This is a genomic window from Prevotella ihumii, assembly GCF_900155655.1.
Lineage (GTDB): Bacteria > Bacteroidota > Bacteroidia > Bacteroidales > Bacteroidaceae > Prevotella > Prevotella ihumii.
Map to the genome: position 1 here is coordinate 1,035,082 of NZ_LT706987.1, position 25,940 is coordinate 1,061,021.

24 protein-coding genes, 5 tRNA genes and 1 pseudogene are annotated in these 25,940 nt (G+C 40.9%); 10 read left to right on the forward strand and 20 right to left on the reverse strand.

Going from position 1 to position 25,940, the window contains the following annotated elements; translation table 11 throughout:
• Positions 1-62: 62 nt before the first annotated feature.
• The 7 genes from CZ367_RS04900 to CZ367_RS04925 all read left to right on the forward strand — a co-directional run bounded on the left by CZ367_RS04900 (position 63) and on the right by CZ367_RS04925 (position 8,119).
• Complete coding sequence (locus tag CZ367_RS04900; RefSeq protein ID WP_077195862.1) at positions 63-2,600, forward strand: transglycosylase domain-containing protein; 2,538 nt, start codon at positions 63-65, stop codon at positions 2,598-2,600.
• A gap of 1 nt (position 2,601) precedes the next feature.
• Positions 2,602-4,356: an AAA family ATPase gene (locus CZ367_RS04905; RefSeq protein WP_077195863.1), complete on the forward strand. Its 1,755-nt coding sequence runs from the start codon at positions 2,602-2,604 to the stop codon at positions 4,354-4,356.
• A 51-nt stretch (positions 4,357-4,407) separates the two neighbouring features.
• Complete coding sequence (locus CZ367_RS04910) at positions 4,408-4,953, forward strand: hypothetical protein (protein WP_077195864.1); 546 nt, start codon at positions 4,408-4,410, stop codon at positions 4,951-4,953.
• A 67-nt stretch (positions 4,954-5,020) separates the two neighbouring features.
• Complete coding sequence (locus tag CZ367_RS04915; protein WP_077195865.1) at positions 5,021-5,350, forward strand: Fis family transcriptional regulator; 330 nt, start codon at positions 5,021-5,023, stop codon at positions 5,348-5,350.
• A gap of 590 nt (positions 5,351-5,940) precedes the next feature.
• The gene (locus CZ367_RS04920) at positions 5,941-7,506 is read left to right on the forward strand and encodes an acyl-CoA carboxylase subunit beta (RefSeq protein WP_077195866.1); all 1,566 of its coding nucleotides are present in this window, start codon (positions 5,941-5,943) and stop codon (positions 7,504-7,506) included.
• Between the two features lie 29 nt (positions 7,507-7,535).
• Positions 7,536-7,685 (forward strand): hypothetical protein, encoded by a 150-nt coding sequence (locus CZ367_RS15820; RefSeq protein WP_202613114.1) that lies wholly within the window; start codon positions 7,536-7,538, stop codon positions 7,683-7,685.
• 5 nt (positions 7,686-7,690) lie between these two features.
• A complete protein-coding gene (locus CZ367_RS04925) occupies positions 7,691-8,119 on the forward strand; it encodes a biotin/lipoyl-containing protein (RefSeq protein WP_077195867.1) in 429 nt (142 codons plus the stop codon).
• 92 nt (positions 8,120-8,211) lie between these two features.
• Here the strand turns inward: CZ367_RS04925 and CZ367_RS16730 are convergent.
• The 19 genes and pseudogenes from CZ367_RS16730 to CZ367_RS16425 form a co-directional block, all read right to left on the reverse strand.
• Positions 8,212-8,367 (reverse strand): annotated as a pseudogene (locus CZ367_RS16730) (IS256 family transposase, variant Zn-binding type); the annotation flags it as partial.
• A 31-nt stretch (positions 8,368-8,398) separates the two neighbouring features.
• Positions 8,399-9,328: an esterase-like activity of phytase family protein gene (locus CZ367_RS04930; protein WP_237581548.1), complete on the reverse strand. Its 930-nt coding sequence runs from the start codon at positions 9,326-9,328 to the stop codon at positions 8,399-8,401.
• Positions 9,329-9,502: 174 nt separating this feature from the next.
• The gene (gene gmd, locus CZ367_RS04935; protein WP_077195869.1) at positions 9,503-10,588 is read right to left on the reverse strand and encodes a GDP-mannose 4,6-dehydratase; all 1,086 of its coding nucleotides are present in this window, start codon (positions 10,586-10,588) and stop codon (positions 9,503-9,505) included.
• A 74-nt stretch (positions 10,589-10,662) separates the two neighbouring features.
• Complete coding sequence (locus CZ367_RS04940; RefSeq protein ID WP_077195870.1) at positions 10,663-11,730, reverse strand: mannose-1-phosphate guanylyltransferase; 1,068 nt, start codon at positions 11,728-11,730, stop codon at positions 10,663-10,665.
• 104 nt (positions 11,731-11,834) lie between these two features.
• Complete coding sequence (locus tag CZ367_RS04945; protein ID WP_077195871.1) at positions 11,835-12,164, reverse strand: hypothetical protein; 330 nt, start codon at positions 12,162-12,164, stop codon at positions 11,835-11,837.
• 62 nt (positions 12,165-12,226) lie between these two features.
• Entirely contained in the window at positions 12,227-12,505 is a 279-nt protein-coding gene (locus CZ367_RS04950; protein WP_077195872.1) for a winged helix-turn-helix domain-containing protein, read from the reverse strand.
• A 156-nt stretch (positions 12,506-12,661) separates the two neighbouring features.
• Complete coding sequence (gene aspS / locus CZ367_RS04955) at positions 12,662-14,422, reverse strand: aspartate--tRNA ligase (RefSeq protein WP_077195873.1); 1,761 nt, start codon at positions 14,420-14,422, stop codon at positions 12,662-12,664.
• A gap of 146 nt (positions 14,423-14,568) precedes the next feature.
• Positions 14,569-15,177: a porin family protein gene (locus CZ367_RS04960; RefSeq protein ID WP_077195874.1), complete on the reverse strand. Its 609-nt coding sequence runs from the start codon at positions 15,175-15,177 to the stop codon at positions 14,569-14,571.
• A gap of 178 nt (positions 15,178-15,355) precedes the next feature.
• Positions 15,356-15,883, reverse strand: a complete 528-nt coding sequence (locus CZ367_RS04965) for a 4'-phosphopantetheinyl transferase family protein (RefSeq protein ID WP_077195875.1) — start codon at positions 15,881-15,883, stop codon at positions 15,356-15,358.
• A complete protein-coding gene (gene gldE / locus CZ367_RS04970) occupies positions 15,870-17,171 on the reverse strand; it encodes a gliding motility-associated protein GldE (RefSeq protein WP_077195876.1) in 1,302 nt (433 codons plus the stop codon). The genes CZ367_RS04965 and gldE overlap by 14 nt, the downstream gene beginning before the upstream one ends.
• 12 nt (positions 17,172-17,183) lie before the next feature.
• Positions 17,184-17,600: a single-stranded DNA-binding protein gene (locus tag CZ367_RS04975; RefSeq protein WP_077195877.1), complete on the reverse strand. Its 417-nt coding sequence runs from the start codon at positions 17,598-17,600 to the stop codon at positions 17,184-17,186.
• A gap of 43 nt (positions 17,601-17,643) precedes the next feature.
• Positions 17,644-18,180, reverse strand: coding sequence for a hypothetical protein (locus CZ367_RS04980; protein WP_077195878.1), 537 nt, complete (start codon positions 18,178-18,180; stop codon positions 17,644-17,646).
• A 37-nt stretch (positions 18,181-18,217) separates the two neighbouring features.
• Positions 18,218-18,290 (reverse strand) — tRNA-Gly (locus tag CZ367_RS04985).
• 30 nt (positions 18,291-18,320) lie between these two features.
• Positions 18,321-18,404 (reverse strand) — tRNA-Leu (locus CZ367_RS04990).
• A gap of 31 nt (positions 18,405-18,435) precedes the next feature.
• A tRNA-Leu gene (locus CZ367_RS04995) sits at positions 18,436-18,516 on the reverse strand.
• Between the two features lie 52 nt (positions 18,517-18,568).
• Positions 18,569-18,641, reverse strand: a tRNA-Gly gene (locus CZ367_RS05000).
• A 27-nt stretch (positions 18,642-18,668) separates the two neighbouring features.
• Positions 18,669-18,745, reverse strand: a tRNA-Pro gene (locus tag CZ367_RS05005).
• Positions 18,746-19,140: 395 nt separating this feature from the next.
• Positions 19,141-20,367 carry a transposase gene (locus CZ367_RS05010; protein WP_077195879.1) on the reverse strand — a complete coding sequence of 409 codons (1,227 nt, stop codon included), beginning with the start codon at positions 20,365-20,367 and terminating at the stop codon, positions 19,141-19,143.
• 465 nt (positions 20,368-20,832) lie between these two features.
• On the reverse strand, positions 20,833-20,964 hold the full coding sequence (locus CZ367_RS16425) for a hypothetical protein (protein ID WP_004356874.1): 132 nt from the start codon (positions 20,962-20,964) through the stop codon (positions 20,833-20,835).
• 15 nt (positions 20,965-20,979) lie between these two features.
• Here CZ367_RS16425 and CZ367_RS05020 point away from each other — a divergent pair, with 15 nt between their 5' ends.
• The 3 genes from CZ367_RS05020 to CZ367_RS05030 all read left to right on the forward strand — a co-directional run bounded on the left by CZ367_RS05020 (position 20,980) and on the right by CZ367_RS05030 (position 24,006).
• On the forward strand, positions 20,980-22,209 hold the full coding sequence (locus CZ367_RS05020; protein ID WP_077195881.1) for a site-specific integrase: 1,230 nt from the start codon (positions 20,980-20,982) through the stop codon (positions 22,207-22,209).
• A 61-nt stretch (positions 22,210-22,270) separates the two neighbouring features.
• Complete coding sequence (locus tag CZ367_RS05025; RefSeq protein ID WP_077195882.1) at positions 22,271-23,590, forward strand: site-specific integrase; 1,320 nt, start codon at positions 22,271-22,273, stop codon at positions 23,588-23,590.
• Entirely contained in the window at positions 23,587-24,006 is a 420-nt protein-coding gene (locus tag CZ367_RS05030; RefSeq protein ID WP_025064808.1) for a hypothetical protein, read from the forward strand. Before CZ367_RS05025 ends, CZ367_RS05030 begins: the two co-directional genes overlap by 4 nt.
• Before the next feature lie 194 nt (positions 24,007-24,200).
• Here CZ367_RS05030 and CZ367_RS05035 read toward each other — a convergent pair whose 3' ends face one another.
• Positions 24,201-25,730 (reverse strand): IS5 family transposase, encoded by a 1,530-nt coding sequence (locus tag CZ367_RS05035; protein WP_077195883.1) that lies wholly within the window; start codon positions 25,728-25,730, stop codon positions 24,201-24,203.
• Between the last annotated feature and the right edge of the window lie 210 nt (positions 25,731-25,940).

Consider the following 25,940-nt stretch of genomic DNA (forward strand, 5'->3'; position numbering starts at 1 on the left):
GTTATTTCTTACTTTTGTAGTTTAAGAAGTAGCGAAGCAAAGCTATATAAGCAAACATCTAAATGAAAACTATTATCAAATTCTTCAAGAATATCTGTAAAGGATTTATCAATTTCTTTCCTTGGTACGTTCGACTTTATAAAGGTCGTGCGTGGTACACAAAGGGATTAATAGGCATTGTTTCATTTTTTGTTTCTATCTTTCTGTTCTTTGGAATGGTAGATATTAACTTCTTGTGGCTTTTTGGTAAGTCGCCAGGATTTGCAGAAATACAAACTCCACCTACATACGCAGCTTCAGAAATATATAGTGCCGACTCGGTATTGATAGGCAAATATTTCAAAGAAAACAGAAGTCCAGTAAACTACAATGAGGTAACTCCCGACTTTTGGAATGCACTCATTAGCACTGAAGACGAACGCTTTTATAGTCATTTTGGTGTTGACTTTATGGGTATTGGAGGTGCTGTAAAAGACGCAGTTACACGTGATGGCGCACGTGGAGCTTCAACTATTACACAACAATTAGCCAAAAATATGTTTCGTCTACGCAACAAAGAATATTCTGGCATCTTAGGTCGTGTTCCTGGTTTGCGTATGCTTATCGTGAAAGCTAAGGAGTGGATTATGGCATACAAGATAGAGCTACTTTACTCAAAAGAAGAAATTCTAACAATGTATGCCAATACCGTAGACTTTGGAAACAACTCGTTTGGTATCAAGATAGCTGCACGTACTTACTTCAATAAATTGCCTAAAAACCTCACAACCAATGAGGCTGCAACGCTTGTTGGTATGCTGAAAGCCACAACTTATTACAACCCTATTTCCAATCCAACCAACTCTTTTGGAAGACGAAACACTGTGTTGTACAATATGGTAACTCACAATTTGTTGAGCAAAGACAAGTATGACGTACTATCAAAACAGCCTATTAGACTTGATGTTCATTATGAAGAAAACTACGATGGACGCTGCCAATACTTCAGAGAATACGTTGCCGATTACCTAAAAGATTGGGCAAAAGACAACGATTACGACCTCTATAGCAGTGGTTTAAAGATATATACCACCATCGACACCCATATGCAGAAGTATGCAGAAGAAGCTGCAACAAAGCAAATGCGCAAGATACAGCACGACTTCGACAACCATTGGCGAGGTCAAGACCCTTGGCGTGATGAGAATGGAAACCTTGTTCCAGGCTTCATAGAAGGCATTGCCGAGCGTCAACCGTTCTACAAAGCTCTTGTAAGAAAGTACCCTAACCAGCCCGATAGCGTGTTGTACTACATCAACAAACCACACAAAGTAAAGCTATTCGACTTTGAAAAAGGAACAATAGAGAAAGAAATGTCGTCAATGGACTCTATCCGATATATGGTGAAGTTTATGCACTGCTCTATGGTTGCTATGGAACCACAAACAGGAGCTGTACGAGCTTGGGTAGGAGACATAGACTTTAAGTCGTGGAAGTATGATAAGGTAACGGCTCAACGTCAGCCCGGCTCTACTTTCAAACTATTTGTTTATTCAGAAGCGATGAACCAAGGCTTAGCTCCTTGCGACAAACGCCGAGACGAGTATATAAGTATGCAGGTGTTAGACAAGAAGACTGGAATAATGAAAACTTGGACACCACGCAATGCCAATGGCAATTATTCAGGCGATTCCATCACCTTAAAGGCAGGTTTTGCTCGAAGTGTCAATACAATAGCTGTGCGTTTAGGTCAGGAAATGGGTATCAAAAACATTATTCGCACCGCACAAGATATGGGTATAAAGAGCCCATTGGAAAACGAACCTTCATTGGCATTAGGTTCGAGCGACGTTAACTTGTTAGAGATGACCAATGCTTATTGCACTGTAGCTAACGATGGCGAGTTTCACGAACCTGTAGTTGTAACAAAGATATTGGACCAGAAAGGCAACGAAGTTTATGTAGGGCCGACCGAAACCAAACAAGTGTTACCATACAAGAGTGCTTTCTTTATGCAAGAACTCTTAAAAGGGGGCTTAACAGAACCAAGTGGTACAAGTCGCACGCTCAATCAATACATCTTCAAAGACACCGATTGGGGAGGAAAGACAGGAACTTCTAACAATCACTCTGATGCGTGGTTTATGGCAGTAAGTCCAAACCTTGTTGTTGGAGCGTGGGTAGGTGGCGAATACCGCAGTATCCATTTCCGAACAGGAGCATTAGGACAAGGTTCTAAAACAGCACTTCCGCTCTGTGGAAACTTTATCTATGCACTTATGTGCGACAAAGCTTTCCAAAAGTATCACGCTAAATGGACAATAAATCCTGAAGAAGAAATAGAACCTTCGATGTATGATTGCCAATCGCACGTTACATCTACTCAGTTGCCTGACAGCTTGTTATACTATTATCAACAACAACGTAGAAACGCACGCCAACAAAGCGAAGGCGAAGATGAGGAAAACAATAATTCAGAAGAGGACGGAATGGGAAACGAGGAAAACCCCATAACTGCCCCGTCGGAAAACAACAGGCAAAATCAGCCAAACCCAAATACACCGAATAGGAATACCCCCACACACGCTCCTAAACCAAGGATAGAACCTGTGGAGATTTAAAATGGCAAGCAGAGGCATTGATATTAAGCACATAGACTTGGACAACGAAGAGTTTCAACAAGCTCTTCAAGTTGTCCAATTCACCCATAACTCGCTTTTCCTCACAGGCAAAGCTGGCACAGGTAAGTCCACATTCTTGCGCTATATCACTGCCACAACAAAGAAAAAATACGTAGTACTTGCCCCAACAGGTATTGCAGCCATCAATGCTGGAGGCGTAACCCTGCATAGCTTTTTCAAGCTCCCTTTCCACCCCCTATTGCCCAATGACGTGCGCTATTCGGCACGTAACATTAGAAACACGCTGAAATACAACAGCGAAAAATGCAAACTCTTGCGCGAACTCGACCTTATTATTATAGACGAGATAAGTATGGTTCGTGCAGAAATTATCGACTTTATAGACAAGGTTCTCCGCATTTACAATCGCAATATGCGCGAACCTTTTGGTGGCAAACAGCTCTTATTGGTAGGCGATATTTACCAACTTGAACCCGTGTTGAAGGAAGAAGACCGCCAACTCCTTCAACCTTTCTACCCCAGCGGCTACTTCTTCGATGCCAAAGTGTTCCAACACTACCCCTTAGTGAGCATCGAATTAAGAAAAGTATATCGACAATCCGACCCCAACTTTATTTCTATCTTAGACCATATTCGTGTCAATCAAATTACCGACACCGACCTACAACGCTTGAATACTCGTGTAACAACCGAAAAACAAGCAAAGAGCGAGGGCGATAGTTTGGCAATAACCCTTTCCACACGCCGTGATACCGTAGATTGGATTAACAATAAAGAGTTAGAAAACCTCTCTGGCGAAGTCATAACCCTATATGGCAATATTACAGGCGAGTTTCCTGAAAGCAGTTTACCCACACCAATAGAACTCTCTATCAAGGTAGGGGCGCACATTATGTTTATCAAGAACGATGTGGAAAAACAATGGGTAAACGGAACATTAGGAATTATCATTGGCATTGACGAGGAAGCGGGCATTCTTTACGTTAGAACCGAAGATGGCGAAGACCTACAAGTGCAACGTAAATTGTGGGAAAACATTCGCTATACCTTCAACGAAGTAGAGCAAAAAATAGAAGAAGAACAAATAGGAACTTATGTGCAATACCCCATAAAGTTAGCTTGGGCAATTACCGTACACAAAAGTCAAGGGCTAACGTTCAAGAATGTTGACATCGATTTTAGTGGTGGTGTGTTTGCAAGCGGCCAAACCTATGTAGCCCTGTCGCGTTGTACAAGTCTTGAAGGCATCACGCTACACAAGCCCATTAGCCGTAGAGATGTATTTGTAAAAGCAGAAGTAACCAACTTTGCCAAACATTACAACAACAACCAAACTTTGCAAACAGCACTAAAACAAAGCAAAGCCGACAAGGAATATTATGATGCTGCACGTGCCTTCGATAAAGGTAATTTTGATGCCTTTCTGCACAATTTCTTCTTAGCTATCCATAGCAGATACGACATAGAAAAGCCTGTGGTAAAACGTTACTTGCGCAAGAAACTCAGCACTATAAATGCACTGAAAGCAGAAAATAAGGTCTTAAAAGCCGAACATAAAAAACAGCAAGCCTACTTAAAAAAGTTGGCGACCGAATATGTACTAATGGCAAAAGACTGCGAACGTGAAGGTATGCGAGAGGCGGCTGCTAACAACTATAAGAAAGCACTTGAGCTATGCCCTGAACACGTTATAGCGCAAAAACGCCTCAAGGCTTTACAAGCTAAAGACAAGTAGATTGCAGCTCTAACACTCATATTCCCTACCCAAAAATTAAATAACAATGATATGAAACATTTACTTCATAAAATACACGTAAACACATTAATATCTGCAACTTACATTCTCTTTTCTATAGTCTTTATAAGTTGCAATGGGCACAATACTGCCACGCCTTCTGATGGCGACACCGTAGCTGCCGAAGTGTTTGCCCCTCACGTTCAAGACACCCTTATTCCCATCAATCTGAATAAGATAACCAACTTGCGTTTTCCAAAGTATAAAATTATAAAAGAAACGCCCATCATTCCCGATACCATTTCGTTAGCGATGGACGAGGAAAACGTTTCAGGAGGCAACTATTCAGCTATACTTAATTTTGATACCATCCCAAGCAAAACATTCTATGCCTCTATAGATGAAATAGCTAAAACCGATAGCTGTTGGAGCATCAATAAGTTTGCTTACACCTATAAACGAAAAGACCACAAAGGCGGACTTTACACTATCTCGTTTAGCAAAGGAAGTATGCAAATACTTGTAACCCATATCAATGCCGACTTGGTAGTGCCTGAAAAGAAGACAGAAGAACCAAAGAAAAAGAAACGTAAGTAAAAGGTGCTAATACCTGTCACAAATTATAACAACAAATATTATTCACCCCCAAAAACAAGAAAAACGTATGGCTGACAAAGAATTTGAAGCAATTTGGAAACAAAACAAGAACAAAGTTTTAGCCAACGATGAGGAGTATCAGCGCATACTTAAAAGCTATACGCAATGGAATTGGGTTGACTATGTTGTGCTCATAGGCGGTTTTGTTATCGCTGAAAACTTTGCGCAATCCTTCCAACTTGATTCGCTCTTAGTCTATCTTATAGCTATTGTCGGTATGCTGCTTATTTGGTTAGGCTATCGACTCATAAAAGGCCGATTGGTAGGTAGAAAGACATTAAAAGAAATAGAACAGAAGGTAAAAGAAAGGTATCACAATACTTTAAACACCCAATAAGCTCAATAGCATAGTTGCATTGAAAGGCAATAACGCATACAGCGTATTCGCTTTTGTTCGATTATTCCAAATAGCAATACTTCTTCACCCTAACAATTATGTTCTAAATTCAAGAGTATCTGCCTTACCCTACAAAACATATAGGTCTGACACTCCCAAAGTTGAACTTTAACCGCGCCAAAGTTCAACTTTGGGAGTGTCAACGTTGATGTTTAGCTTTCTTAAAGTATACACTACAATAAATAACTGATAACCAATAGATTGCAAAAACCAAAAATAAAGAATAAGATTGTTCTATTCTTCACATTCAGACACTATAATGACAACCTATTATTTGTCCTTTTTCAGAATAATATGCAAGCATTCTTATTAACTCAAAGACAAAGAACAAACAAAATTAAAGGCGTATAGACCGTATATAAAATGCAGCTTTTTTACAATTCAAAAATGTAGCTTCAGACCTTAACAAACTTTAAAGACGATACGGAGATAATTTCGTCTTTTTTTTCGTATTTTTGCACGATATTTAGTGGGAACATTATATTCCTATACTTCGAATAGAACAAGAAAAAGAATAAAATACACTTTTTATGAGTAAGCAAACTGAAAAAATCAAAGAGCTCGTAGCTAAAAGAGAGCAAGCTCGCTTGGGTGGTGGCGAAAAGGCTATCGAGAAGCAGCACGCTCGTGGTAAATATACTGCACGTGAGCGCATTGAAATGTTAGTAGACAAAGGTAGTTTTGAGGAATACGATATGTTCAAACTGCACCGCTGCCACAACTTTGGAATGGAGAAGAAACAATACTTTGGCGATGGTGTAGTGGCAGGTTCTGCAACTATTGATGGTCGCTTGGTATATGTTTATGCTCAAGACTTTACAGTAAATGGTGGTTCGCTTTCAGAGACTATGGCGCAAAAAATCTGTAAAATTATGGATATGGCTATGGTTAATGGTGCACCTGTTATCTGTATGAACGACTCGGGCGGTGCTCGTATCCAAGAAGGTATCACCTCTTTGGCAGGTTATGCTGAAATTTTTGAACGCAATATTCTTGCATCGGGCGTTATCCCACAGATTTCAAGCATTCTTGGTCCTTGTGCTGGTGGTGCGGTTTACTCGCCTGCACTTACCGACTTCATCATTATGAAGGAAGATACAAGTTATATGTTCCTTACAGGTCCTAAGGTTGTAAAGACCGTAACAGGCGAAGATATTGATGCTGAAGGACTTGGCGGTGCAAGTGTCCACGCTACAAAGAGTGGTGTAACAGGTTTCACAGCTAAGACAGAGGAAGAAGCAATGGACGTTATCAAGACTTTGCTTTCTTATATTCCATCTAACAACCGTGAAGAAGCACCACGTGTAGAGTGCACCGACCCTATTGATCGCAAGGAAGACTTATTGAACGAAATTATCCCTGACGACCCTAATCAGGCATACGATATGTATAAGGTGATTAAGGCTGTTACCGACAATGGCGAGTTCTTTGAAGTACAACCTAAGTTTGCTAAGAACATTATCACAGGTTTTGCCCGCTTCAATGGTCAAAGTGTAGGTATCGTGGCTAATCAGCCATCGGCTTACGCTGGTGTTCTTGATGCCAATGCCAGTCGCAAGGGCGCACGCTTTGTTCGTTTCTGCGATGCTTTCAATATTCCTATTGTTTCGCTTGTTGACGTTCCTGGCTTCCTCCCAGGTACAGGTCAGGAGTACAACGCTGTAATTCTTCATGGTGCACAATTGCTCTACGCATACGGCGAGGCTACTGTGCCAAAGATTACCATAACCCTCCGCAAGAGCTATGGTGGTTCGCATATCGTTATGGGCTGCAAGCAATTGCGTTCAGACCTCAACTATGCTTGGCCAAGTTCTGAAATTGCAGTTATGGGGGCTTCGGGTGCTGTTGCTGTGCTTTGTGGAAAAGAGGCTAAAGCTGTGAAAGATGCAGGCGGCGACGTGAAACAATTCCTTGCCGAGAAGGAAGAAGAGTACACAGAAAAGTTTGCAAATCCTTATCAAGCAGCACAATATGGCTATATTGATGATGTGATTGAGCCTCGCAATACTCGGTTCCGCATCTGCCGTGGTTTGGCACAGTTGGCAAATAAGAAACAAGACTTGCCTGCCAAGAAGCATGGTTGTATGCCAATGTAATTTAGGGTATCACAAATAAAATACAGATAATGAGCGATAATAAATATGCGGCTATTGCAATGGCACTCTACGAGTTTGCTGGCAATAACGTTCACGACATCGAATCAGGTATCATTACAATCCAACCTAAGCAGACCCTTTGGAATGCTAAGTTTGAGATTATGACCAAGAAACCATAAGACAAATGAAAGAATTCAAATATACAATAGACGGCAAAGAATATAATGTCGCAATTGGCAATATCAGCGAAGACAACATTGCTGAAGTTACAGTAAACGGCGAGGAGTTCAAAGTGCAGATGGAAAAACCTGCTGAACCTGAAAAGAAAAAGGTAGAGTTGGGCAAACCTATTGCCGACAATGGTGGCGACAACGCTGCTTCTGCTGCGAACGTAAACACATCGAATGCTGTTAAAGCTCCACTTCCTGGTACTATCACTTCTATAGAAGTAGCAATAGGTCAGGAAGTTAAGGCTGGCGATACACTCGTTGTGCTCGAAGCAATGAAGATGCAGAACAACATTGAAGCTGAAAAAGACGGCAAAGTAACAGCAGTTGTTGTGAAAGTTGGTCAAGCTGTTCTTGAAGACGAACCTCTTGTTGTAGTAGAATAAGCAACTATATCAACATAATAAAACCGCTATCCACAAGATAAAATCTATAGGATAGCGGTTTTTTTTATTTGTAAATTTTGGCGTATAGGTCAAAAAACATCTTCAGATATTATTGTGAGTTCGTCTATAAGAGAACGTAACACTCTTGCAGCCTTAAGTCTTGGATTTAGAGTAATATATCTTCGTATGATTTGCTTCATATGGTATTGGCACATTTGTATTTTATAATGAGAAAACTCACGAAATAATTTTGCGTTAGAAGTATCTCTGAGTTTGACTTTACTCCTTTATAATAATTGTTCGAAACCAATCGCGCAATACTCCGCCATATTGGTTTTGACTATCGGCACAAAGTAATAATACTTGTGAGCCTTCGCACAATTTAGGTCCTAAACATATACCTTCATAATTGGCAAAGTCTTGATGTAATAGGGTTATAGCTGTACTCCACTCCGTCAACAAATGCTTTTCTAAAGGCGTATTGTGAGCAGTTTCTGCTGAAAAAGTTGGTGTAACACAATATAGTTTATTGTAAACACGTGAGCCAAGTTTCGATTTCGAAACATAAAGTTCACGCTCTAAAACTAAGAGTTTACCACTATCTAAGGCTACTAAGTCGGCAACGCCCATAGCAAAACTTTGCCCTTCTTTTCGTGTTCGTGGTTTATCCATCACATAAAGAAATTCTGCTATTGACGCTAAAGAACTGTCGAAAGCCAATAGGCGCAATTTATTACAGACATTATTTGTAGCAGTAGCTTGCATACCATCTGCAGGGAGGGTGCTTTCGGTAGTTGTCCAATAAAGTTTTGTATGTGGATTATAAGTTAAAGACTCTAACCCATAAGCAGCCGTTGCCGACTTAAACAGCGATGGTAGCGCAAGTTCTACGCCTGTCAACTGCCCATTACGGTCGTACTCTTTCACACTATTATCCGCTTCACGAGCGATAAAAAACGTATTTCGTTGAGGAATAAAAGCTATTCCCTCTTCGTCTTGATTGGAATCGGTGGAAGGATAGAAACCGTTCGCTACTACATTCTGAATATCACCTTTAAGACTATCAATGTCAATGGTAAACAAAAAGTAGCCACTCTTTTCAGCTTTATCAGATACTACTGCATATTGATTGCTTCCTATATACGCAATTCCGCTATAATTTCCCTTAGGTACAGAATGTGGGAAATGATGTTGTGGATGCAATTTCATCACTCTTGGCACTGACTGACCAAAAGTGAACAAAGAAATAAGTAACAAAAGTGTGATAAAAAAATGTCGCATTACATTGTAAACAAAAAAAGAGCACAACGAAAAGGTTGCGCTCTCATTAATAAATCATAGTAAAAAAGTGATGAAAAGTTTTTTTCTTCACCCAATATCTTATTATTCAGGGAGTTGTGCCTTCAAGTAGAGTTTCTTAACAAACTTCATATCGTATTCTACCATCAGCTTAACCAACTCTTTGAAACTGGTTTTTCGTGGGTTCCAACCCAATTTTGTTTTTGCCTTAGTAGGGTCGCCAAGAAGTTGTTCCACGTCAGCAGGACGGAAGTATTTAGGGTCTACTTCTACAAGTACCTCGCCTGTAGCTTTATTAATGCCCTTTTCGTCTACTCCTTCACCTTTCCATTCTAATTCAATGCCTGCTTGCTTGAATGCTTCGGTACAAAATTCACGCACAGTGTACATCTCTCCTGTTGCAATAACATAGTCTTCAGGCTCAGACTGCTGGAGCATCAACCACATACATTCCACATAGTCTTTTGCATAACCCCAATCGCGACGTGCACCAAGGTTGCCCAAATACAACTTATCTTGCAACCCCTGTGCTATGCGAGCTGCAGCTAAGGTAATCTTACGTGTTACGAAATTTTCGCCACGACGCTCGCTTTCGTGATTGAACAATATACCATTGCAGCAGAACATATCGTATGACTCGCGATAATTCTTTATAATCCAAAAACCATAGAGCTTAGCAACAGAATATGGAGAACGTGGATAGAAAGGCGTAGTTTCCTTCTGTGGAACTTCTTGCACCTTACCAAAGAGTTCGGAAGTAGATGCTTGATAGATTTTACAACTTTTTTCAAATCCACAAATACGAACAGCCTCCAACAAACGAAGCACGCCAACAGCATCTGTGTCGGCTGTATATTCAGGCACATCAAAACTTACTTTAACGTGACTTTGAGCTGCTAAATTGTAAATTTCAGTTGGTTTCACCTCGCCAATAATGCGGATAAGTGAAGAAGAGTCTGTCATATCTGCCCAATGTAGATTGACCAATCGCTCTTTCTTCATATCTCGTACCCATTCGTCAAGATACAAATGTTCTATTCTGCCTGTATTGAATGAAGAACTACGGCGCAATAAGCCGTGAACTTCGTATCCTTTTTCAATCAGGAACTCTGCTAAGTAGCTTCCGTCCTGACCTGTAATACCTGTAATAAGTGCTATTTTCTTTTCCATTTTATCTATGTATGCTTCCCTTTCTATGAAGCTTTTTTCACCTTTATAATATATGTTTTTGCACAGAGCAATCGTTATTTTTCACCTGCAAATTGTTTGATACGCTGCTCTTCAGAGAGTTGACAAATAAGCAATGTATTCCCTTTTTCAGCTACGATGTAACCATCAAGCCCCTGTATGACCACTTTCTTTTCGTCTGTAGTATGAACGATGCAGTTTTTACTATCAAACACTTGTATGTTCTCACCTATCAGTGCATTACCAAAGAAATCTTTCTGTGATTGTACGTGTAACGAGCCCCAAGTTCCTAAATCGCTCCAACCAAAGTCAGCAGGCGAAACAAATATCTCTTCTGTTTTCTCCATAATGGCATAGTCTACCGAAATGCTTTCACATTCAGGATAAACTTTGTTAATCATAGCCTGTTCTTCAGCTGTACCAAGGACATTGGTTATGTTTTCAAAAATACGAGCAATGCAAGGTTGATAAATGCGGAAAGCATTAACAATGGTTGAAACATTCCAAATAAAAATGCCTGCATTCCAATAGAAACTCTTTTGACTAATATACTTTTTTGCAGTCTCTAAGTCAGGTTTCTCACGGAACTTATCAACACGGAATATCTCTTTATTGCGTGCAGAAGGTGCTGTGAGGTCGGCTTGAATATAACCATATCCCGTCTCGGGACGTGTTGGCTTCATACCAAGGGTTACAATAGCATCTGTTTCAGAAGTAAATTTCAAACAGTTTTTAATAACTCTTCTAAACTCTTCTTGGTCAGTAACAATATGGTCGCTTGGAGTTACAACGATATTAGCTTTGGGGTCTGTCTTCTTAATTCGAAAGCTAACATACGCAATGCAAGGAGCTGTATTGCGGCGACAAGGCTCGCTCAAGATATTTCCAATAGGAATATCAGGCAATTGTTCGTGAACTATATCGACATATCGTTCGTTTGTCACTACCCAAACATTCTCTGGATTGGTAATTCCTTTAAAACGATCGTAGGTCAATTGCATCAACGACTTACCTACACCAAGCACGTCAATAAACTGCTTGGGCTTTTCAACAGTGCTCATCGGCCAAAATCGACTGCCAACACCGCCTGCCATAATTACGAGATGATTGTTATTGTGCATCATATATTAATCTTAGGTAATATTTATTTCTGCAAATATACAAATAAAAACTAAATAAATTGGTTAACCTTATCACTTTATTTGCAAATATCTAATAGAAAGAATAATCAAAATAGACTTAAACTATTATCCTCTATTGGTTTAGGCTTTTCTCCTTCTTCCTTATCATCTAAAAGCAACAAGTAAAGCTGTTGCGAATTCTTATTCTCTGCATTCAACCGATAAATACCCCTGCGTGGAGATTCTATCATAGAATTTCTATCTTTGCTCATTTTTCTTAGATAATTTTGCACATATTTGTAAACCTCACTACTATCAATAGGTGTGAAAAATGAATTGCAAGCATTGAAAACATTACGTGCAATATGTTGAACAGATAGACCATCGCTACCCGCTTCTATAAGTATTCGCAATATTTCTTTATCGTAGTAATTCATAGTATCAAAAAAGAGTCTATACACTAAATACAGACTCCTCTCTTTATTGTTGTTTCAAGGGATTAAGCTAAAACCACCTTGCTTTCTTCATTCTTTACTTTGCCTTCTTTTAACAGCCAACCAATGCCTAAAAATGTATCTTCAATGCTAATAGAAGCCATTTCTGAAATTTCAGCAGCTGAAAGTGCACATTTAGCAGCTGCTAAAGCATTATACACATCGCCTGCTCGAAAGCCTACATTCTCAGGGCTAAAGTCTGTTGTAGATATTTCCGTTGAAACCATCTTCTTCGTTGGTGTCTTCTTTGTTGCCTTTGCAGCAACAGTTTTTTTCTCTGCCATATTTTTAAATTCTACTCAAGTCAAAATAACAATTTGCTATTATATTATGCAAAGATACACCAATTATTTTGAGAATTAGAATTTATTAATAGAAAAATTATCTACTGACTCTATTAAAAGAAACCAAATGCTTTTTTATTGATTTATATCAACAGATTAAGATTTCAAGTCCAACTTTAACTCCAATTCTTCCAATTGCTTATCTGCAATTGTTGAAGGTGCATCAAGCATAACATCACGTCCGCTATTGTTTTTAGGGAATGCTATCACATCACGAATAGAGTCTAAGCCTGCCATAATACTAACATAACGATCGAGACCAAAAGCAATACCAGCGTGTGGAGGTGCACCATATTTGAATGCATTCATCAAGAAGCCAAATTGTTCTTGTGCCTGTTCTTTGGTAAAGCCAAGTACTTCGAACATCTTTTCTTGCAAAGCTGTATCGTGAATACGGATAGAACCGCCACCAACTTCAATACCATTACATACAAAGTCGTAAGCCTTAGCACGTACTTGTTCTGGGTGTTCGTCAAGCAAATGCAAGTCGTCAGGATTTGGCATTGTGAATGGGTGGTGTGTAGCCATCAATCGTTGTTCTTCATCACTCCACTCAAACAATGGGAAGTCAACAATCCAAAGACATTTAAACACATTCTTATCGCGCAAGCCCAAACGATTACCCATTTCCAAACGAAGTGAGCATAGCTGTACACGGGTCTTATTTGCCTTATCACCAGACAAAATAAGCACCAAGTCACCATCTTTTGCACCTGTTGTTTCCTTCACCTTCTGCAATTGTTCAGCTGTAAAGAACTTATCAATAGAACTCTTTACTTCGCCATCAGCACCATACTTAATGAATACCAGGCCATTAGCACCTACTTGTGGACGTTTCACAAAGTCTGTCAATTCATTGAGCTGCTTGCGGCTGTAGTCTGCACAACCAGGTACGACAATACCACCGATATATTCTGCTTCATTGAATACAGAGAACTCTGAAGTACCCTTCAATTCATCCATCAATTCCACAAACTCCATACCGAAACGCACATCTGGTTTGTCAGAGCCATAACGCTTCATTGCCTCGTGCCAAGTCATTTGCTCTAACTGCTCTGGCAATTCTATGCCTCTGATTTCTTTGAATAAATGGCGAGCCATATCTTCAAAAACCTTGAGTACGTCTTCTTGATCTACATACGACATTTCGCAGTCGATTTGCGTAAACTCAGGTTGACGGTCAGCACGCAAGTCTTCATCACGGAAACACTTAGCTATCTGGAAGTAACGGTCGAAACCGCCCACCATCAACAATTGCTTCAAGGTCTGTGGACTTTGTGGCAAAGCATAGAACTGCCCTGGGTTCATACGTGAAGGCACAACAAAGTCGCGTGCACCCTCTGGAGTAGAACCAATAAGAATAGGTGTTTCTACTTCTATGAAGTTGAGATTGTCCAAGAAGTTGCGAATTAATATGGTCATTCTATGGCGAAGTTCCAAATTACTACGCACTGCTGGACGGCGCAAATCCAAGTATCTATATTTCATACGGAGGTCGTCTCCACCGTCTGTATTGTCTTCTATTGTAAATGGAGGCGTTTCCGATGCACTCAATACATTGAGTTCCTTAGCGATAATTTCAATATCGCCTGTTGGTATTTTATTATTCTTACTCTGTCGTTCGTTTACAATTCCTTTTACTTGAATACAATATTCACGTCCAAGTTTGTTAGCTTCTTCACAAAGCTCTGCATTATCCGACTCGTTAAAAACAATCTGTGTAATGCCATAACGATCGCGAATATCTACGAACGTCATACCACCCATCTTACGTGCACGCTGTACCCAACCTGCAAGTACTACTTCTGTACCAGCATCAGTCAAGCGTAACTCTCCACAAGTTCTTGTTCGATACATAATATCTAATTTTAATATTTTTCTTCTTGCAAAGGTACAATTTTTTTGCGAGAATGAATAAAAGAGATGGCTATTATTAAGTATAAAAACAAAAGCACCGCTCTAAATTAAGCGATGCCTTATTGTTTTATAAAAATCTTTTAGGATTAGAGGTCGAACTTGTAACCAAGTGTCAACTGGAATACGCTGTTCTTAGACTTACCTACTTCGAATGCATTAGTTACACCAAAGTTGTAACGAGCGTCAAGCTGGAAGTTAGCATATTCGTAAGAGATACCTACTGGAATAGAGAAATCGAATGCTTTTACTTTATCGAGGTCTGCATCCTTGTTACCCTTAGCGATAGGAGTATTAACGTCTGTATTGAGTTTGCTGCTTACCTTGAAACCTGGCTGAATACCGAGCTTAACTGCCAAGCCTTTAACAACATAAACGTTAGCCATAATTGGAACATTTACATAGTCAAGCTTAACTGTGTTTGTAACTTTTGACTTCAAGGGGTTAGATGCAACTTCGTACTTGTTACCTTGCATAGAATAAAGAACGCCACCGCTAATAGAGAAAATATCAGAAACCTGATACTCACCTTCAACACCTACTGCCAAACCAATACGTGGATCAGCCTTTTCCGTATCTGTAAGCATTGCAACGTTCATACCAATCTTTGGTTGAAGGTTAAATGAACCTACTGCGTGTTGTGCATAAGCACCAACCGATGCGAGCATTACTGCTGCCATGAGAATTAATTTCTTCATTTTTTTGAGTTTTAAATTATTACTTTAATAGTTGTTATTCACAATCTTAATGCAAATATATCTACTATTCAATTCACGTGCAAATATTTTACATCAAAAAATGTAATAAAACGTTAAAATTAAAGATTTACCGTCCAAATATAGCAAAAAATACGACGTAGGGATAGAATTTTAAACATTAAGTCCAAGTTATTACCATTGCATATTTATCGTTCATCGTAATACGAAGGGGTACAAATTGGTGCCCTAACAATATTATATCGTGCTGCAATAGTTCGGCTTTTTCTGTTAACAAGTCTATTTTAGCATCTTGAAAACCAAGATGATAAGCAGAAAAAAGTTTATAAATAGCTTCTTTAGCGCACCATACTTTCAGCAAATCGTCTGTTGCTGTATAGCTCTCATCGGCACGCAACAATCGATGAGCCACTCTATGTATTCTATCTGAAACATATTCTATGTCGATGCCTACACTATGTTTTTTAGAAAGCAAAATGGCTAAAAAACCTTTTGTATGGGTGATGCTTATATTATAATAAGGTATAAGGGGCTTCCCGTCTGCATTATGGTTTATCTCTACTTCATAGCCCAACATTGCTTTTAGCAATTCAGCAGCTCCACAGCGTTCCTCTGCTCTCCCTACCCCAATTTCGCATATACCAAGCTGTATATCATCGAAAACTTGCGCAATACTACACAACTCCATTCATCGTCACTTTTATTTTACTAATGCGAAGATTATCTATCTCGGTTATCTCAAAAATGAAGTCATTGAATACTATTTTTTCATTCAGCGTAGGAAAATCGCCTTTTATCTCTAACAATAAACCTGCCAAAGAGTCGGCTTCACCTTGTACTTGGCTAAACGTATCATCGTCCAATCCCAATACTTTCGTAAAGTCGCCGATCGTTGTTTTGCCCTCAAAAAGATATTGGTTAGTCGCCAATTTGGTGAACATCTTTTCATCTTCATCAAACTCGTCGTTTATCTCACCCACGATTTCTTCCATAATATCTTCGAGCGTAACAAGTCCGCTTGTTCCTCCAAACTCGTCCACAACAATGGCAATATGCACCTTATTGTCTTGAAACTCACGCAAAAGGTCGTCTATTTTCTTTGTTTCAGGCACAAAATATGGAGGACGAATAAGACTTTGCCAACGGAAAGTAGCAGGTTTATTCAAGTGTGGCAAAAGGTCTTTTATGTAAAGTATGCCTCGAATATTATCTGCATTGTCTTGATAAACAGGTATGCGCGAATAATTATTCTCCACAATACATTGTATCACATCAGCAAACGATGAACGAATATCAAGGTCTACAATATCTTGTCGAGAGGTCATCACCTCCTTTGCGGTTTCGTCAACAAAGCGAATAATGCCTTGCAACATCTTTGCTTCGTTCTTTATTTCATTCTTATTGGTCAGCTCCAACGCCTGCTCTAAGTCGTCCATAGAGAGTTGTCTACTCTCTTTTTGCACCATTTTTTCAGCCAATGCGCTACTTTTCAACAAGATGTTTTCAACACCCCAAAACAGCTTTCTACATACCATAATGCCTCGTACCGCACGGCGACAAAAGTTCAAAGGATTAATGCTGCTGTACACCTTAGGCATAATTTCGCCAAAAAGCAACAGGAGAAAGGTAAGCAAAACGGTAACACACAATATTTCCAACCACGCTACATTGAACACACAAACTTTGCTCAACACGTAATTGGAAAGCATAATGATTGTAACATTCACTAAGTTGTTGAGAATAAGAATGGTAGCCAACGTTCGTTCACTATCCGCACGAAGCAATTCGATATGCTTATCAGTAGTTCTTCTTTCGGGTTCTAACTTATCAATATCGTTTGGCGTAAGACTAAAAAAGGCTATTTCCGAACCGCTTGCAAAGCCAGATAATAATAGCAATAAAGCGGCCAATACAGCCGCTAAAAACACACCTATGGTAGGTGTATGAAATTCTACGTATGTAGATAAATCTATCATTGAGCTTATAGTTTAGAAAGGTAAACCTTTACTTTCACTCTGCTCATTTTCTTCTTCAGACTGAGCAGATGCAGTATTTTCGGTTGCCACATCAGCTTTCTTGGGAGCAGCAAGCCATTCTAAGCAGTCTGCATATATCTCCGTTACCATTCGTCGCATACCCTTCTTATCGTCAAAACTACGATAACGCACACGTCCTTCTATATATACCTTATCGCCTTTGTGAATATATTTCTCTGCATACTTGGCTAACCCTTTGAACAACACGATGTTGTGCCAATCGGTATGATCGGGTACAACAGTACCATTGGGCAATGTGTATCCTCGCTCTGTTGTTGCCAAAGAGAAAGAAGCCACACACTGGTCAGCATCATAATAGTGCACTTCAGGTTCTTTACCCACATGCCCGATTAACATCACCTTGTTCATAGCAGTATAGTTTTAAAGTATGAAAACAGGAAAAAATATATTCTTACTTCCACATTCCTAAGTAGCGGAAGTTAAAGTTTTTACCTTTAGCAGATGGGAATTGGCTGCGACTATCCACTCTATCTTTCAAGTAGTCGATAATGCGGTTGTAGCAATCGAGGCCTGAAATAGACTTACACTGTGCCACAAAACGAGTATCACGATATTCGTGCTTACCAGTAGCAGCCACAAATACCACACGCTTAAAATCTAACGAACCTTCATACCATCCGTCACGCTCTTCGGTAAGGTGCATCAGCACAGGATTTTCTTTACGCATCATTGTATCATTACTGCGTACAGCCTTTTTCTGCTTGAAATCCATCATTGAAGCAGCTTCGGTCTTGATAATGATAAAGTAAATACGAGGACGCACCTTATATCGCTTTGGATAATAAACATCGCTTTCAGCATACTGACGAATATCGTCTTCGAGCTCTGGTGTGAGCATAATATCGGGTATGGAAGCAAGAAAATCTAAAGCTTGTTCAACATTATAAACTAATGTCTCGTTATCGAAATATCTTAAATATAAATTCATTAAGTTATCGTATGTTTCTCTATAAAAAATAAAAATGAGCGGAAAACGAGACTCGAACTCGCGACCCCAACCTTGGCAAGGTTGTGCTCTACCAACTGAGCTATTTCCGCAGTAGAGTAAGAAATGTCTTACTGAAAAAGTGAAGAGGAGGAGACTCGAACTCCCACGAAGCAATTTTCACTACCCCCTCAAAGTAGCGCGTCTACCAATTCCGCCACCTCTCCAAATATTGTCAATATTCGTATATAAGCAATGTGCCCAGAACAGGACTCGAACCTGCACGTTATAAACACACGCACCTGAAACGTGCGCGTCTACCAATTCCGCCACCTGGGCAAAGTAGTTGAGAAAACAGGTCTCAATTTTTACTTATATCAGAATTTCAAAGAGCGGAAAACGAGACTCGAACTCGCGACCCCAACCTTGGCAAGGTTGTGCTCTACCAACTGAGCTATTTCCGCAATAAAAACATTTCGCTTAATGTTTAATGGTCGGGGCGACAGGATTCGAACCTGCGACCACCTGGTCCCAAACCAGGCGCGCTACCGGACTGCGCTACACCCCGCTGCTTTTCTTCATTTAACAGCTTTAAGTTTTTCAAAGAACTGCATCATTTCTGAATTGCGAGTGCAAAGTTAGCGCATTATTTTCATTCCACCAAATATTTTTAGAAGTTTTTTTGCAAGAAAAATCTATATTTTGTCCTTTATTATTACTATATTCCTAATTCTTAATTAGTTAGATAAAATAAAAAAATAACATAGAGAAGCATCTTTTTCACCTCAGCTCTTCCTTCCTATCATTTTTAGCAGAAAAGCAAGTGATATTTTTATGCTGAATATTCAGATAAAACAATACAACGCAGGAAATAAGAATGATGATAAAAGAAAAAATAAAAGCTGTGCGTCTTATTTTCGCTTATTATATATAACAATAGTTCGTTAAAATTTGAGATAATTGCTACGCAGCTTTCCTCTGCCAGCCAAAGAGTTCTTTGATAGTATGACTAATTAACTTTCGGTTCGGTATGCTCCGACACCTGTCGAAAATTAATTTTGCAATGTATGTGCTCGCTATGAGCTCCTTGAAAGAAGCCATGGAATACGGTAGCCCGTTTTCCTTCATCATCACCTTTGCCACATTCTGTGATGCGAATGATGCGTTGTAGGAGAAGTCCAACTGATTCTTGTGCCTTGCCTGGCAATGCGCGAGTCCGGTATACTGCTTGGCATCGCGGAAGCAAAACTCGATTTGGAATCTTGAGCGGTATGTGCGCAACACTTCCTCACCTGATATGGATGTCTTTGTAGAGAAGAAAAGTTTGTGCTTGCCGTTCGGCATCACCCAAATGACAAGACGCACTTTCTGCTTCAGTGCCTTTGAATAGGCGATGAGTGTGTAAGCTGTGCCTTCAAGTCCTTCGATATGCATCTTCGCCATACGCATGAGGTCGAGTTTCTTGTAATTGATTTTCCCGTCAAGTGTTTTGGGACGCCCGGGCTTATTGGAACGAGGTCCCGTGTACACATAGTATAGGCTCGCCGTATCCCTGAAACGGCTGACAAGATGAAAGCCTTGCTCCTTGATTCCCTCCACAAACGGACGGATAGAGAAGAAAGCATCAGCGACAACAATATCGGTGACCTTCAACAATTCTTTCCTGTAGCGTTTGATGACGGCAATGTAATGCTGCACAAGAGTCATGCTACGCAGTTTCAACTCTCTTGTAGAAGGGGTTTGATGGGCACGAAGCATCATACAGTTGTTGGCGTAGACATCGACAAGGGCAAGTCCCATGATTTCAAGTCCGTGTTTCATGGAACCTGCACAGCCGGACCAGAAAGTACCAACATGCGGAGTCTTCTTGCCTGACTTACTGATGTAGCTCGGATCTATGGCTATAGCCAGCAGTCCGTCCATGTTCAGATAACGCTGGGAAAGGTAGAGGTTGAACTTAACCCAGTTGATGCACTTAGCCCGGCTGCGGTTGAAATTCGTTCTGTAGGTCTGCTCGCAATGGGTGCCGTAACGCTCCATTTGAGTGAAATTTATCTTTCTTTGTATCGCCATGTACAATAAGAGTATTTCCAAGAGTAGATTCTCAAAAGTTTTGCCTAATTTTGCAGATGAGCTTTTGATGGCATCTCTGCAGATTTCTGTATATTGGTCGAGTGGTTCTGATGTCATTTGCTTTATGTTTTTGCTACTATAAAGTTACTGATAATCAGCCACTTGGCCAAATTTTATTAGTTATATTAAGTTAATTAACTCTCTCATTTTCAAACGATTACGTTGGAATTAACGAAGTATTGATATAAGGTGTGAAATAAAAAGCAGGCTAAACTATCTGCTCTTAGGGATTAACTCCCAAGTGGGCTTGAATATTGTTCTAAATACGAAGTGGCAAACATGCAAGCGCAATAGATAGATGTTTGAAAAGCAAAACATATATGTATGGGGTTGTCAAAGTTGAACTTTGGGAGCGCAAAACATATATGTTTATGCTGCAACTAATCAACGAAAATGAAGAAATATTGAAGTTGGTGTAAACTGACTGATAATGAGCAGGAAACGGAATAATTTGCATAGAAATTCCCTTTTCAAAAAAGGCAGGTATATGCAGATTTAAGCAGAAGTTCAGTTACCAAAACGTTACCCGATTTCGTCATAGGTAACGATGAAGTAATGTTCAGTAACTGAATTATTTTCGCTCGTGTGGCTGTTGCTGCGGTCGGCAGTTTTCTGCATAAGTGATGAACGCTTTGAAATTGGTAATTTTGCCACAAAACATCAAAGCGTATGAAAACAGAAAAGATGAAGGTGTTGCTCTACCTCAAAAAGAGCGGACTTGACAAGTCGGGTAAGGCTCCGATTATGGGACGCATTACCATTGGGCGTTCCATCGCCCAGTTCAGTTGTAAGCTCTCCTGCAATCCTGACTTGTGGAATCCCCGTGAGAGCAGAATGGACGGAAAAAGTCGTGAGGCGGTGGAGGTGAATGGCAGGTTGGAGAACTTGCTGCTGTCCATTCAGTCAGCCTATCAGTCTTTGCTTGCAAGAGGTTGCCCATTTGACGCAACCGATGTGAAGGAACAGTTTCAAGGCAGTGTGCAGACACGGTGCATGCTCATCGAAAGGCTTGATATGCTCATAAAGGAGAAAGAAAGTCATGTCGGTGTAGACATCAGAAAAGAGTCAATGGCAAGCTATCACTCCACGAGAATCCACTTGCAGGGGTTCATCCAAGCGAAGTATAAGGTTTCTGACTTAGCCCTCTCACAACTGACAGAGAACTTCATCCATGAGTTTCAGCAGTACTTCTTGGGAGAGTGTGGATTTCAGGAAAGCTCATTCTACAATGTCGCCACCCATCTGAAAACGGTATGCAGGCTGGCTTACCGTGAGGGGGTGGCAGATATTCTGCTTTTCGACAAAGTCAAAATCAGCAAGGGTAACAAGAAACTCCCCAAAGCACTTGACAGAGGGGCATTTGAGAAGTTAAAGGCTCTCCACTTTGAGGACTTGGAGGAGGAAATGGAAACGGCAAGGGATATTTTCCTCTTTGCCTGTTATACGGGTGCTGCATATTGTGATTTGATGGAACTGGACAAGTCCCATCTTGTGCGTGATGACGAGGGTAGCCTTTGGCTGAAGTTCAACCGTCAGAAGACAGGTGTGCCTTGTCGTGTTAAACTGCTGCCCGAAGCCATATGGCTGATGGAGAAGCTCCACAGCGATGAAAGGGAAACATTGCTCCCTTTCATGGGATATGCCACTTACCAATCTTATTTGAAGGCCCTGCGGCTTCGTGCAGGCATCTCGTTTCCTTTTACCACACATACAGCAAGGCACACATTTGCCACGCTCATCACGCTTGAACAGGGTGTCCCCATTGAGACCGTGAGTAAGATGCTGGGGCATTCCAACGTGAGCATGACCGAGCGTTATGCAAAGGTAACGCCGCAGAAACTTTTTGAGGAATTCGACCGTTTCCTTTCTTTCACTGAAGATATGCAGTTGGCTATCTAATCCTTATTAAGTCATTTGATTTCTTATCTATTCATTTAATTAACTTCAAACCACCAAGACAATGAGAAGTACATTCAAGATACTATTCTATATCAACAGACAGAAGACAAAGGCAGACGGCAATACCGCCATTCTCTGCCGTATCACCATAGACGGAAAGAATACCGCCATTACCACAGGAGAAGAGTGTAAATTCTCCGAGTGGAACACCAAGCAGGGTTTGACGACTGACAGGAAGACCAATCAAAGAATCAGCGAGTTCAGGGATTTGGTAGAGCAAACCTATCGGGACATACTGACGGGGGATGGAGTGGTAAGCGTGGAACTTATCAAAAACCGCTTGCAAGGTATTGCCACCAATCCCACCACGCTCCTTGCCATGAGCAGGGCGGAACTGCAATCCGTCAAAGAGTCAGTAGGCAAGTCAAGGGCAGAGGGAACTTATCTGAACCTGTTCCATTCTGACAGAAATCTCCGTGAGTTTGTCGAAAACAAAGGAGTGCAGGACATACCCATCGGAACAATTACGGAAGACTTGTTTGAGGAATACCGCTTCTTCCTCAAAAAGCGTGGCTATGCAGCACCTACCATCAACCGCCATCTCTGTTGGCTGAGCAGGTTGATGTTTCGTGCGGTCAGCCAAAGGATAATCCGCTGCAATCCGTTTGAGAACGCCAAATACGAGAAGGAGGACAGGAAGATACGCTTCCTGCAAAAGAGCGAAGTCACCAAACTTGTGGCAATGAAGATGAATGACAGGGAAACAGAGTTGGCACGGCTGATGTTTGTCTTTTCCTGCTTCACAGGGTTGGCTATCTCGGATATGGAGAATTTGGAATACAGGCATTTCCAGACGGCAGCGGACGGACAGCAGTATATAAGAAAGGAACGTCAGAAGACCAAGGTTGAGTTCATCGTGCCGTTACATCCCATAGCTGAAGCCATCATCAGCCATTGTAGGAAAGAGCAGGAAAGAAGCGAGGAACATCTGATGGTGAAAGAAAAGGGCGACCGCCTTGTCTTTCACCGTGATTGCAGCCGTAGTGTCATGGATACCAAGCTGAGCATCGTGGGAAAGGCTTGCGGTATCAGAGAGCGTTTGTCCTACCACATGGCTCGTCACACATTCGGCACGATGAGTCTGAGCGCAGGAATCCCTATCGAGAGTATAGCCAAGATGATGGGACACGCCTCCATATCAAGCACTCAAATTTATGCGCAGGTGACGGATAGTAAGATTTCGGAGGACATGGACAGGCTTATCGCCAGGTACAAGGCGAAGGACAAAAATACCGTAAATGCAGATGTGGAAGCAACAACAGACACAAAGACAATTCCCTTTGCTGTCAATTCAAATGGCAGAAAGGAGGAAACGGCATGAATACGAGCTATAAATCAAAAACAAAGACCAGCACGGACAATAATCGCAGTTACTTTGATTGGGGTTGCAATATGCAAGTCATCCGCAAGGGAATCGGAGACATAGCCATGACGGAGGGAGAACTTACAAGGTTCTTCGGAGTAACGTGGAGAAAACTTAATCATAGACTGCAAACACTTATGAAATCCTCCACCTTGCATCCCGATGAGAGGGGTGCAGGTGAAGAGCCTGTTTTCATCAGCGGACAATTGAAAGGCTATGCGCCACTCTATCCGCTTCCTATCATCATTGCCCTGTCCTTTCTGTTGGACAGCACGGAAGCACATTTGTTCAGAAAGTACATCAGTAGAAAATTGCAGGCAGAGACTGCCATTGTAACGCCAATCTTCCTGTTGAGCAATACCAAGAACCGATGAATATATTTCCTTTTTTTTCACCGATATTATCCTACTACATAACTACAATATGAGGTAATATAGTGAAAGAAAAGGATTAGAATGTAGTTAGAAATTATCCTACATGTTACTACTTTTTGACTACATATTAATGTTGAAATATTTTCAAATAAACTCTATTGTGGTATTGTGTATAATTAGGGTCTGCTGAATTATTATCTTTTCACCGACAGAGGGTAGCAGACATAGACCCTCATAGTGACAATAATGATGAAAAAACGCCAGATTTCGGTCAGGGCAAGACAAAGTTCCTTCAGGAACTTCATCACGTTTTTAACGAAGTAGCACATTCCTGTCCAGCATCGTGCTGTATCTGGAAGCTTGGCTCTTATGTCATTGGCTCGATAGATTCTCTTGCCAGTACCGAATGAGCATTCGATTTCATTGCGTTCCCCGATGGCTTTGGCCATTCTGGATTTCATCTCATCTGAAGGAGAATCCTTCGGTGGTCGCCCTAACGGTTTGCAGTATGAATGGATTTCAAAATCCTCAAGTATATCTCGGTTTGACCTGTTCAGGTAAATCTTATCCGCAAGGATGGTGGCCGGAAGATAGCCGAAGCGTTCTTTGAAAAGTTGAATCTGTAGCAAGAGGTCCTGGCTTTCGTTGTAGGCATCCCAACTGTGGTGGTCGATGAACGTATAGCCCTCGACTATGCTTGCACCTATCTTGGCCCCGAACTCAGTCCTTGCCTTAGCCTTTCCACGGACAATGGCACGGACGTGTGGCTGAAAGATGCTCAGTATGCGGTTTGCACAAGTATGAGTCTTTGATCTGTACATCTCCTCCTGCTGATGGTACATCTTGAGGATGGCAGTCAAGGTGCGTTTCTCATATAGGAATAGGCTCTCGTAGTACGTCTTGTTCTTTGCAAGCAAGTTCATTAAGATGCGGATATCCTTGCGCAAGTGGTTGAGCATCAACCCGATAGTATCACGCACCATCTTGCCTTTCTTCTTGGCTTTCTTGACAAGTTGAAGGTATGCCTGACGTGCATGCTTGTAGTTCGTTCGTGGCTTGTGCAGCTCAAACATATCGCACACCTTTATAATATAATCGGTAACCTTGCGGCAACCATCATGTATTATATCAACGTCAACAGGATAACGCATCTCTGCATCGGCACAGGTAGCATCAATCTTCAGCACTCCCTTGTGCTCGCGACCTTTTGAGTCGGTGAAGGAAGCGGCATTCGGATCCTCTGGTTTTAGAGTCGGTGGTTCCTCATCATTCTTCTTCGCCTCTTCTTCCTCACGCTTGCGTTTCTCTACAAGAAGGCGCTTCTGCTTGTCGAGAAGCTTGACTGTCATCTTGTTTAGTTCTTCCTCTGAGATTCGCTTGCGTATCGTGACGAATAGGCTTGGGTCGAATATAGGCTTGTCGGTGAACCCATGCAATCCACAAAAGTACTGCATATAGGGACTCTCTCTGATAATCTCGATGGTCTCGACATCACTTAGGTTTAGTTTGTGCTTGATAATCATTGCGCCGAGAATCATGCGTGCCGGCTTGTTCCCTGCACCTTTCTTCTGATTGTCCAACCTTGAGTTGTATTCCTTCTCAAGTTCTGTCCATGGAAGAAGGTCACCGAGAGCCACCCATCGGTTTGTCTTGTCCAACTCATCAAGGGATGAGCGGAGCAAACCGAGGTCAAGTTGCTTGTATTTTGGAGCGTAAAACTTCATCTTGCTATGGATTTAACTATATAAAGGTACGATTTTTTTGTTAAACAAACAAAGAAATAAAGTTATATAAACTTAAATATCAGAGAGTTATAAATTATTCAGTAAACACTAATTAAGGGACGGTATTTGATGACGCATTTCAGACCATAACACGGTTGCTGTAACTATTCAGCGGTTATTAAAGTTGAATATCAGCAACTTATAAGCACA

What these genes read in the sequence shown, in the direction of transcription:
- CZ367_RS04975 (WP_077195877.1), bottom strand. Translation starts at nt 17,600, where the DNA reads ATGAACAAGGTGATGTTAATCGGGCATGTGGGTAAAGAACCTGAAGTG.
- CZ367_RS04940 (WP_077195870.1), bottom strand. Translation starts at nt 11,730, where the DNA reads ATGATGCACAATAACAATCATCTCGTAATTATGGCAGGCGGTGTTGGC.
- CZ367_RS04915 (WP_077195865.1), top strand. Translation starts at nt 5,021, where the DNA reads ATGGCTGACAAAGAATTTGAAGCAATTTGGAAACAAAACAAGAACAAA.
- aspS (WP_077195873.1), bottom strand. Translation starts at nt 14,422, where the DNA reads ATGTATCGAACAAGAACTTGTGGAGAGTTACGCTTGACTGATGCTGGT.
- CZ367_RS04920 (WP_077195866.1), top strand. Translation starts at nt 5,941, where the DNA reads ATGAGTAAGCAAACTGAAAAAATCAAAGAGCTCGTAGCTAAAAGAGAG.
- CZ367_RS04900 (WP_077195862.1), top strand. Translation starts at nt 63, where the DNA reads ATGAAAACTATTATCAAATTCTTCAAGAATATCTGTAAAGGATTTATC.
- CZ367_RS04960 (WP_077195874.1), bottom strand. Translation starts at nt 15,177, where the DNA reads ATGAAGAAATTAATTCTCATGGCAGCAGTAATGCTCGCATCGGTTGGT.
- CZ367_RS04910 (WP_077195864.1), top strand. Translation starts at nt 4,408, where the DNA reads ATGAAACATTTACTTCATAAAATACACGTAAACACATTAATATCTGCA.
- CZ367_RS04925 (WP_077195867.1), top strand. Translation starts at nt 7,691, where the DNA reads ATGAAAGAATTCAAATATACAATAGACGGCAAAGAATATAATGTCGCA.
- CZ367_RS04980 (WP_077195878.1), bottom strand. Translation starts at nt 18,180, where the DNA reads ATGAATTTATATTTAAGATATTTCGATAACGAGACATTAGTTTATAAT.
- CZ367_RS04905 (WP_077195863.1), top strand. Translation starts at nt 2,602, where the DNA reads ATGGCAAGCAGAGGCATTGATATTAAGCACATAGACTTGGACAACGAA.
- CZ367_RS05025 (WP_077195882.1), top strand. Translation starts at nt 22,271, where the DNA reads ATGAGAAGTACATTCAAGATACTATTCTATATCAACAGACAGAAGACA.
- CZ367_RS04965 (WP_077195875.1), bottom strand. Translation starts at nt 15,883, where the DNA reads ATGGAGTTGTGTAGTATTGCGCAAGTTTTCGATGATATACAGCTTGGT.
- CZ367_RS05010 (WP_077195879.1), bottom strand. Translation starts at nt 20,367, where the DNA reads ATGACATCAGAACCACTCGACCAATATACAGAAATCTGCAGAGATGCC.
- CZ367_RS05030 (WP_025064808.1), top strand. Translation starts at nt 23,587, where the DNA reads ATGAATACGAGCTATAAATCAAAAACAAAGACCAGCACGGACAATAAT.
- CZ367_RS05020 (WP_077195881.1), top strand. Translation starts at nt 20,980, where the DNA reads ATGAAAACAGAAAAGATGAAGGTGTTGCTCTACCTCAAAAAGAGCGGA.
- CZ367_RS04950 (WP_077195872.1), bottom strand. Translation starts at nt 12,505, where the DNA reads ATGGCAGAGAAAAAAACTGTTGCTGCAAAGGCAACAAAGAAGACACCA.
- CZ367_RS05035 (WP_077195883.1), bottom strand. Translation starts at nt 25,730, where the DNA reads ATGAAGTTTTACGCTCCAAAATACAAGCAACTTGACCTCGGTTTGCTC.
- CZ367_RS04945 (WP_077195871.1), bottom strand. Translation starts at nt 12,164, where the DNA reads ATGAATTACTACGATAAAGAAATATTGCGAATACTTATAGAAGCGGGT.
- gmd (WP_077195869.1), bottom strand. Translation starts at nt 10,588, where the DNA reads ATGGAAAAGAAAATAGCACTTATTACAGGTATTACAGGTCAGGACGGA.
- CZ367_RS04930 (WP_237581548.1), bottom strand. Translation starts at nt 9,328, where the DNA reads ATGAAATTGCATCCACAACATCATTTCCCACATTCTGTACCTAAGGGA.
- gldE (WP_077195876.1), bottom strand. Translation starts at nt 17,171, where the DNA reads ATGATAGATTTATCTACATACGTAGAATTTCATACACCTACCATAGGT.
- CZ367_RS15820 (WP_202613114.1), top strand. Translation starts at nt 7,536, where the DNA reads ATGAGCGATAATAAATATGCGGCTATTGCAATGGCACTCTACGAGTTT.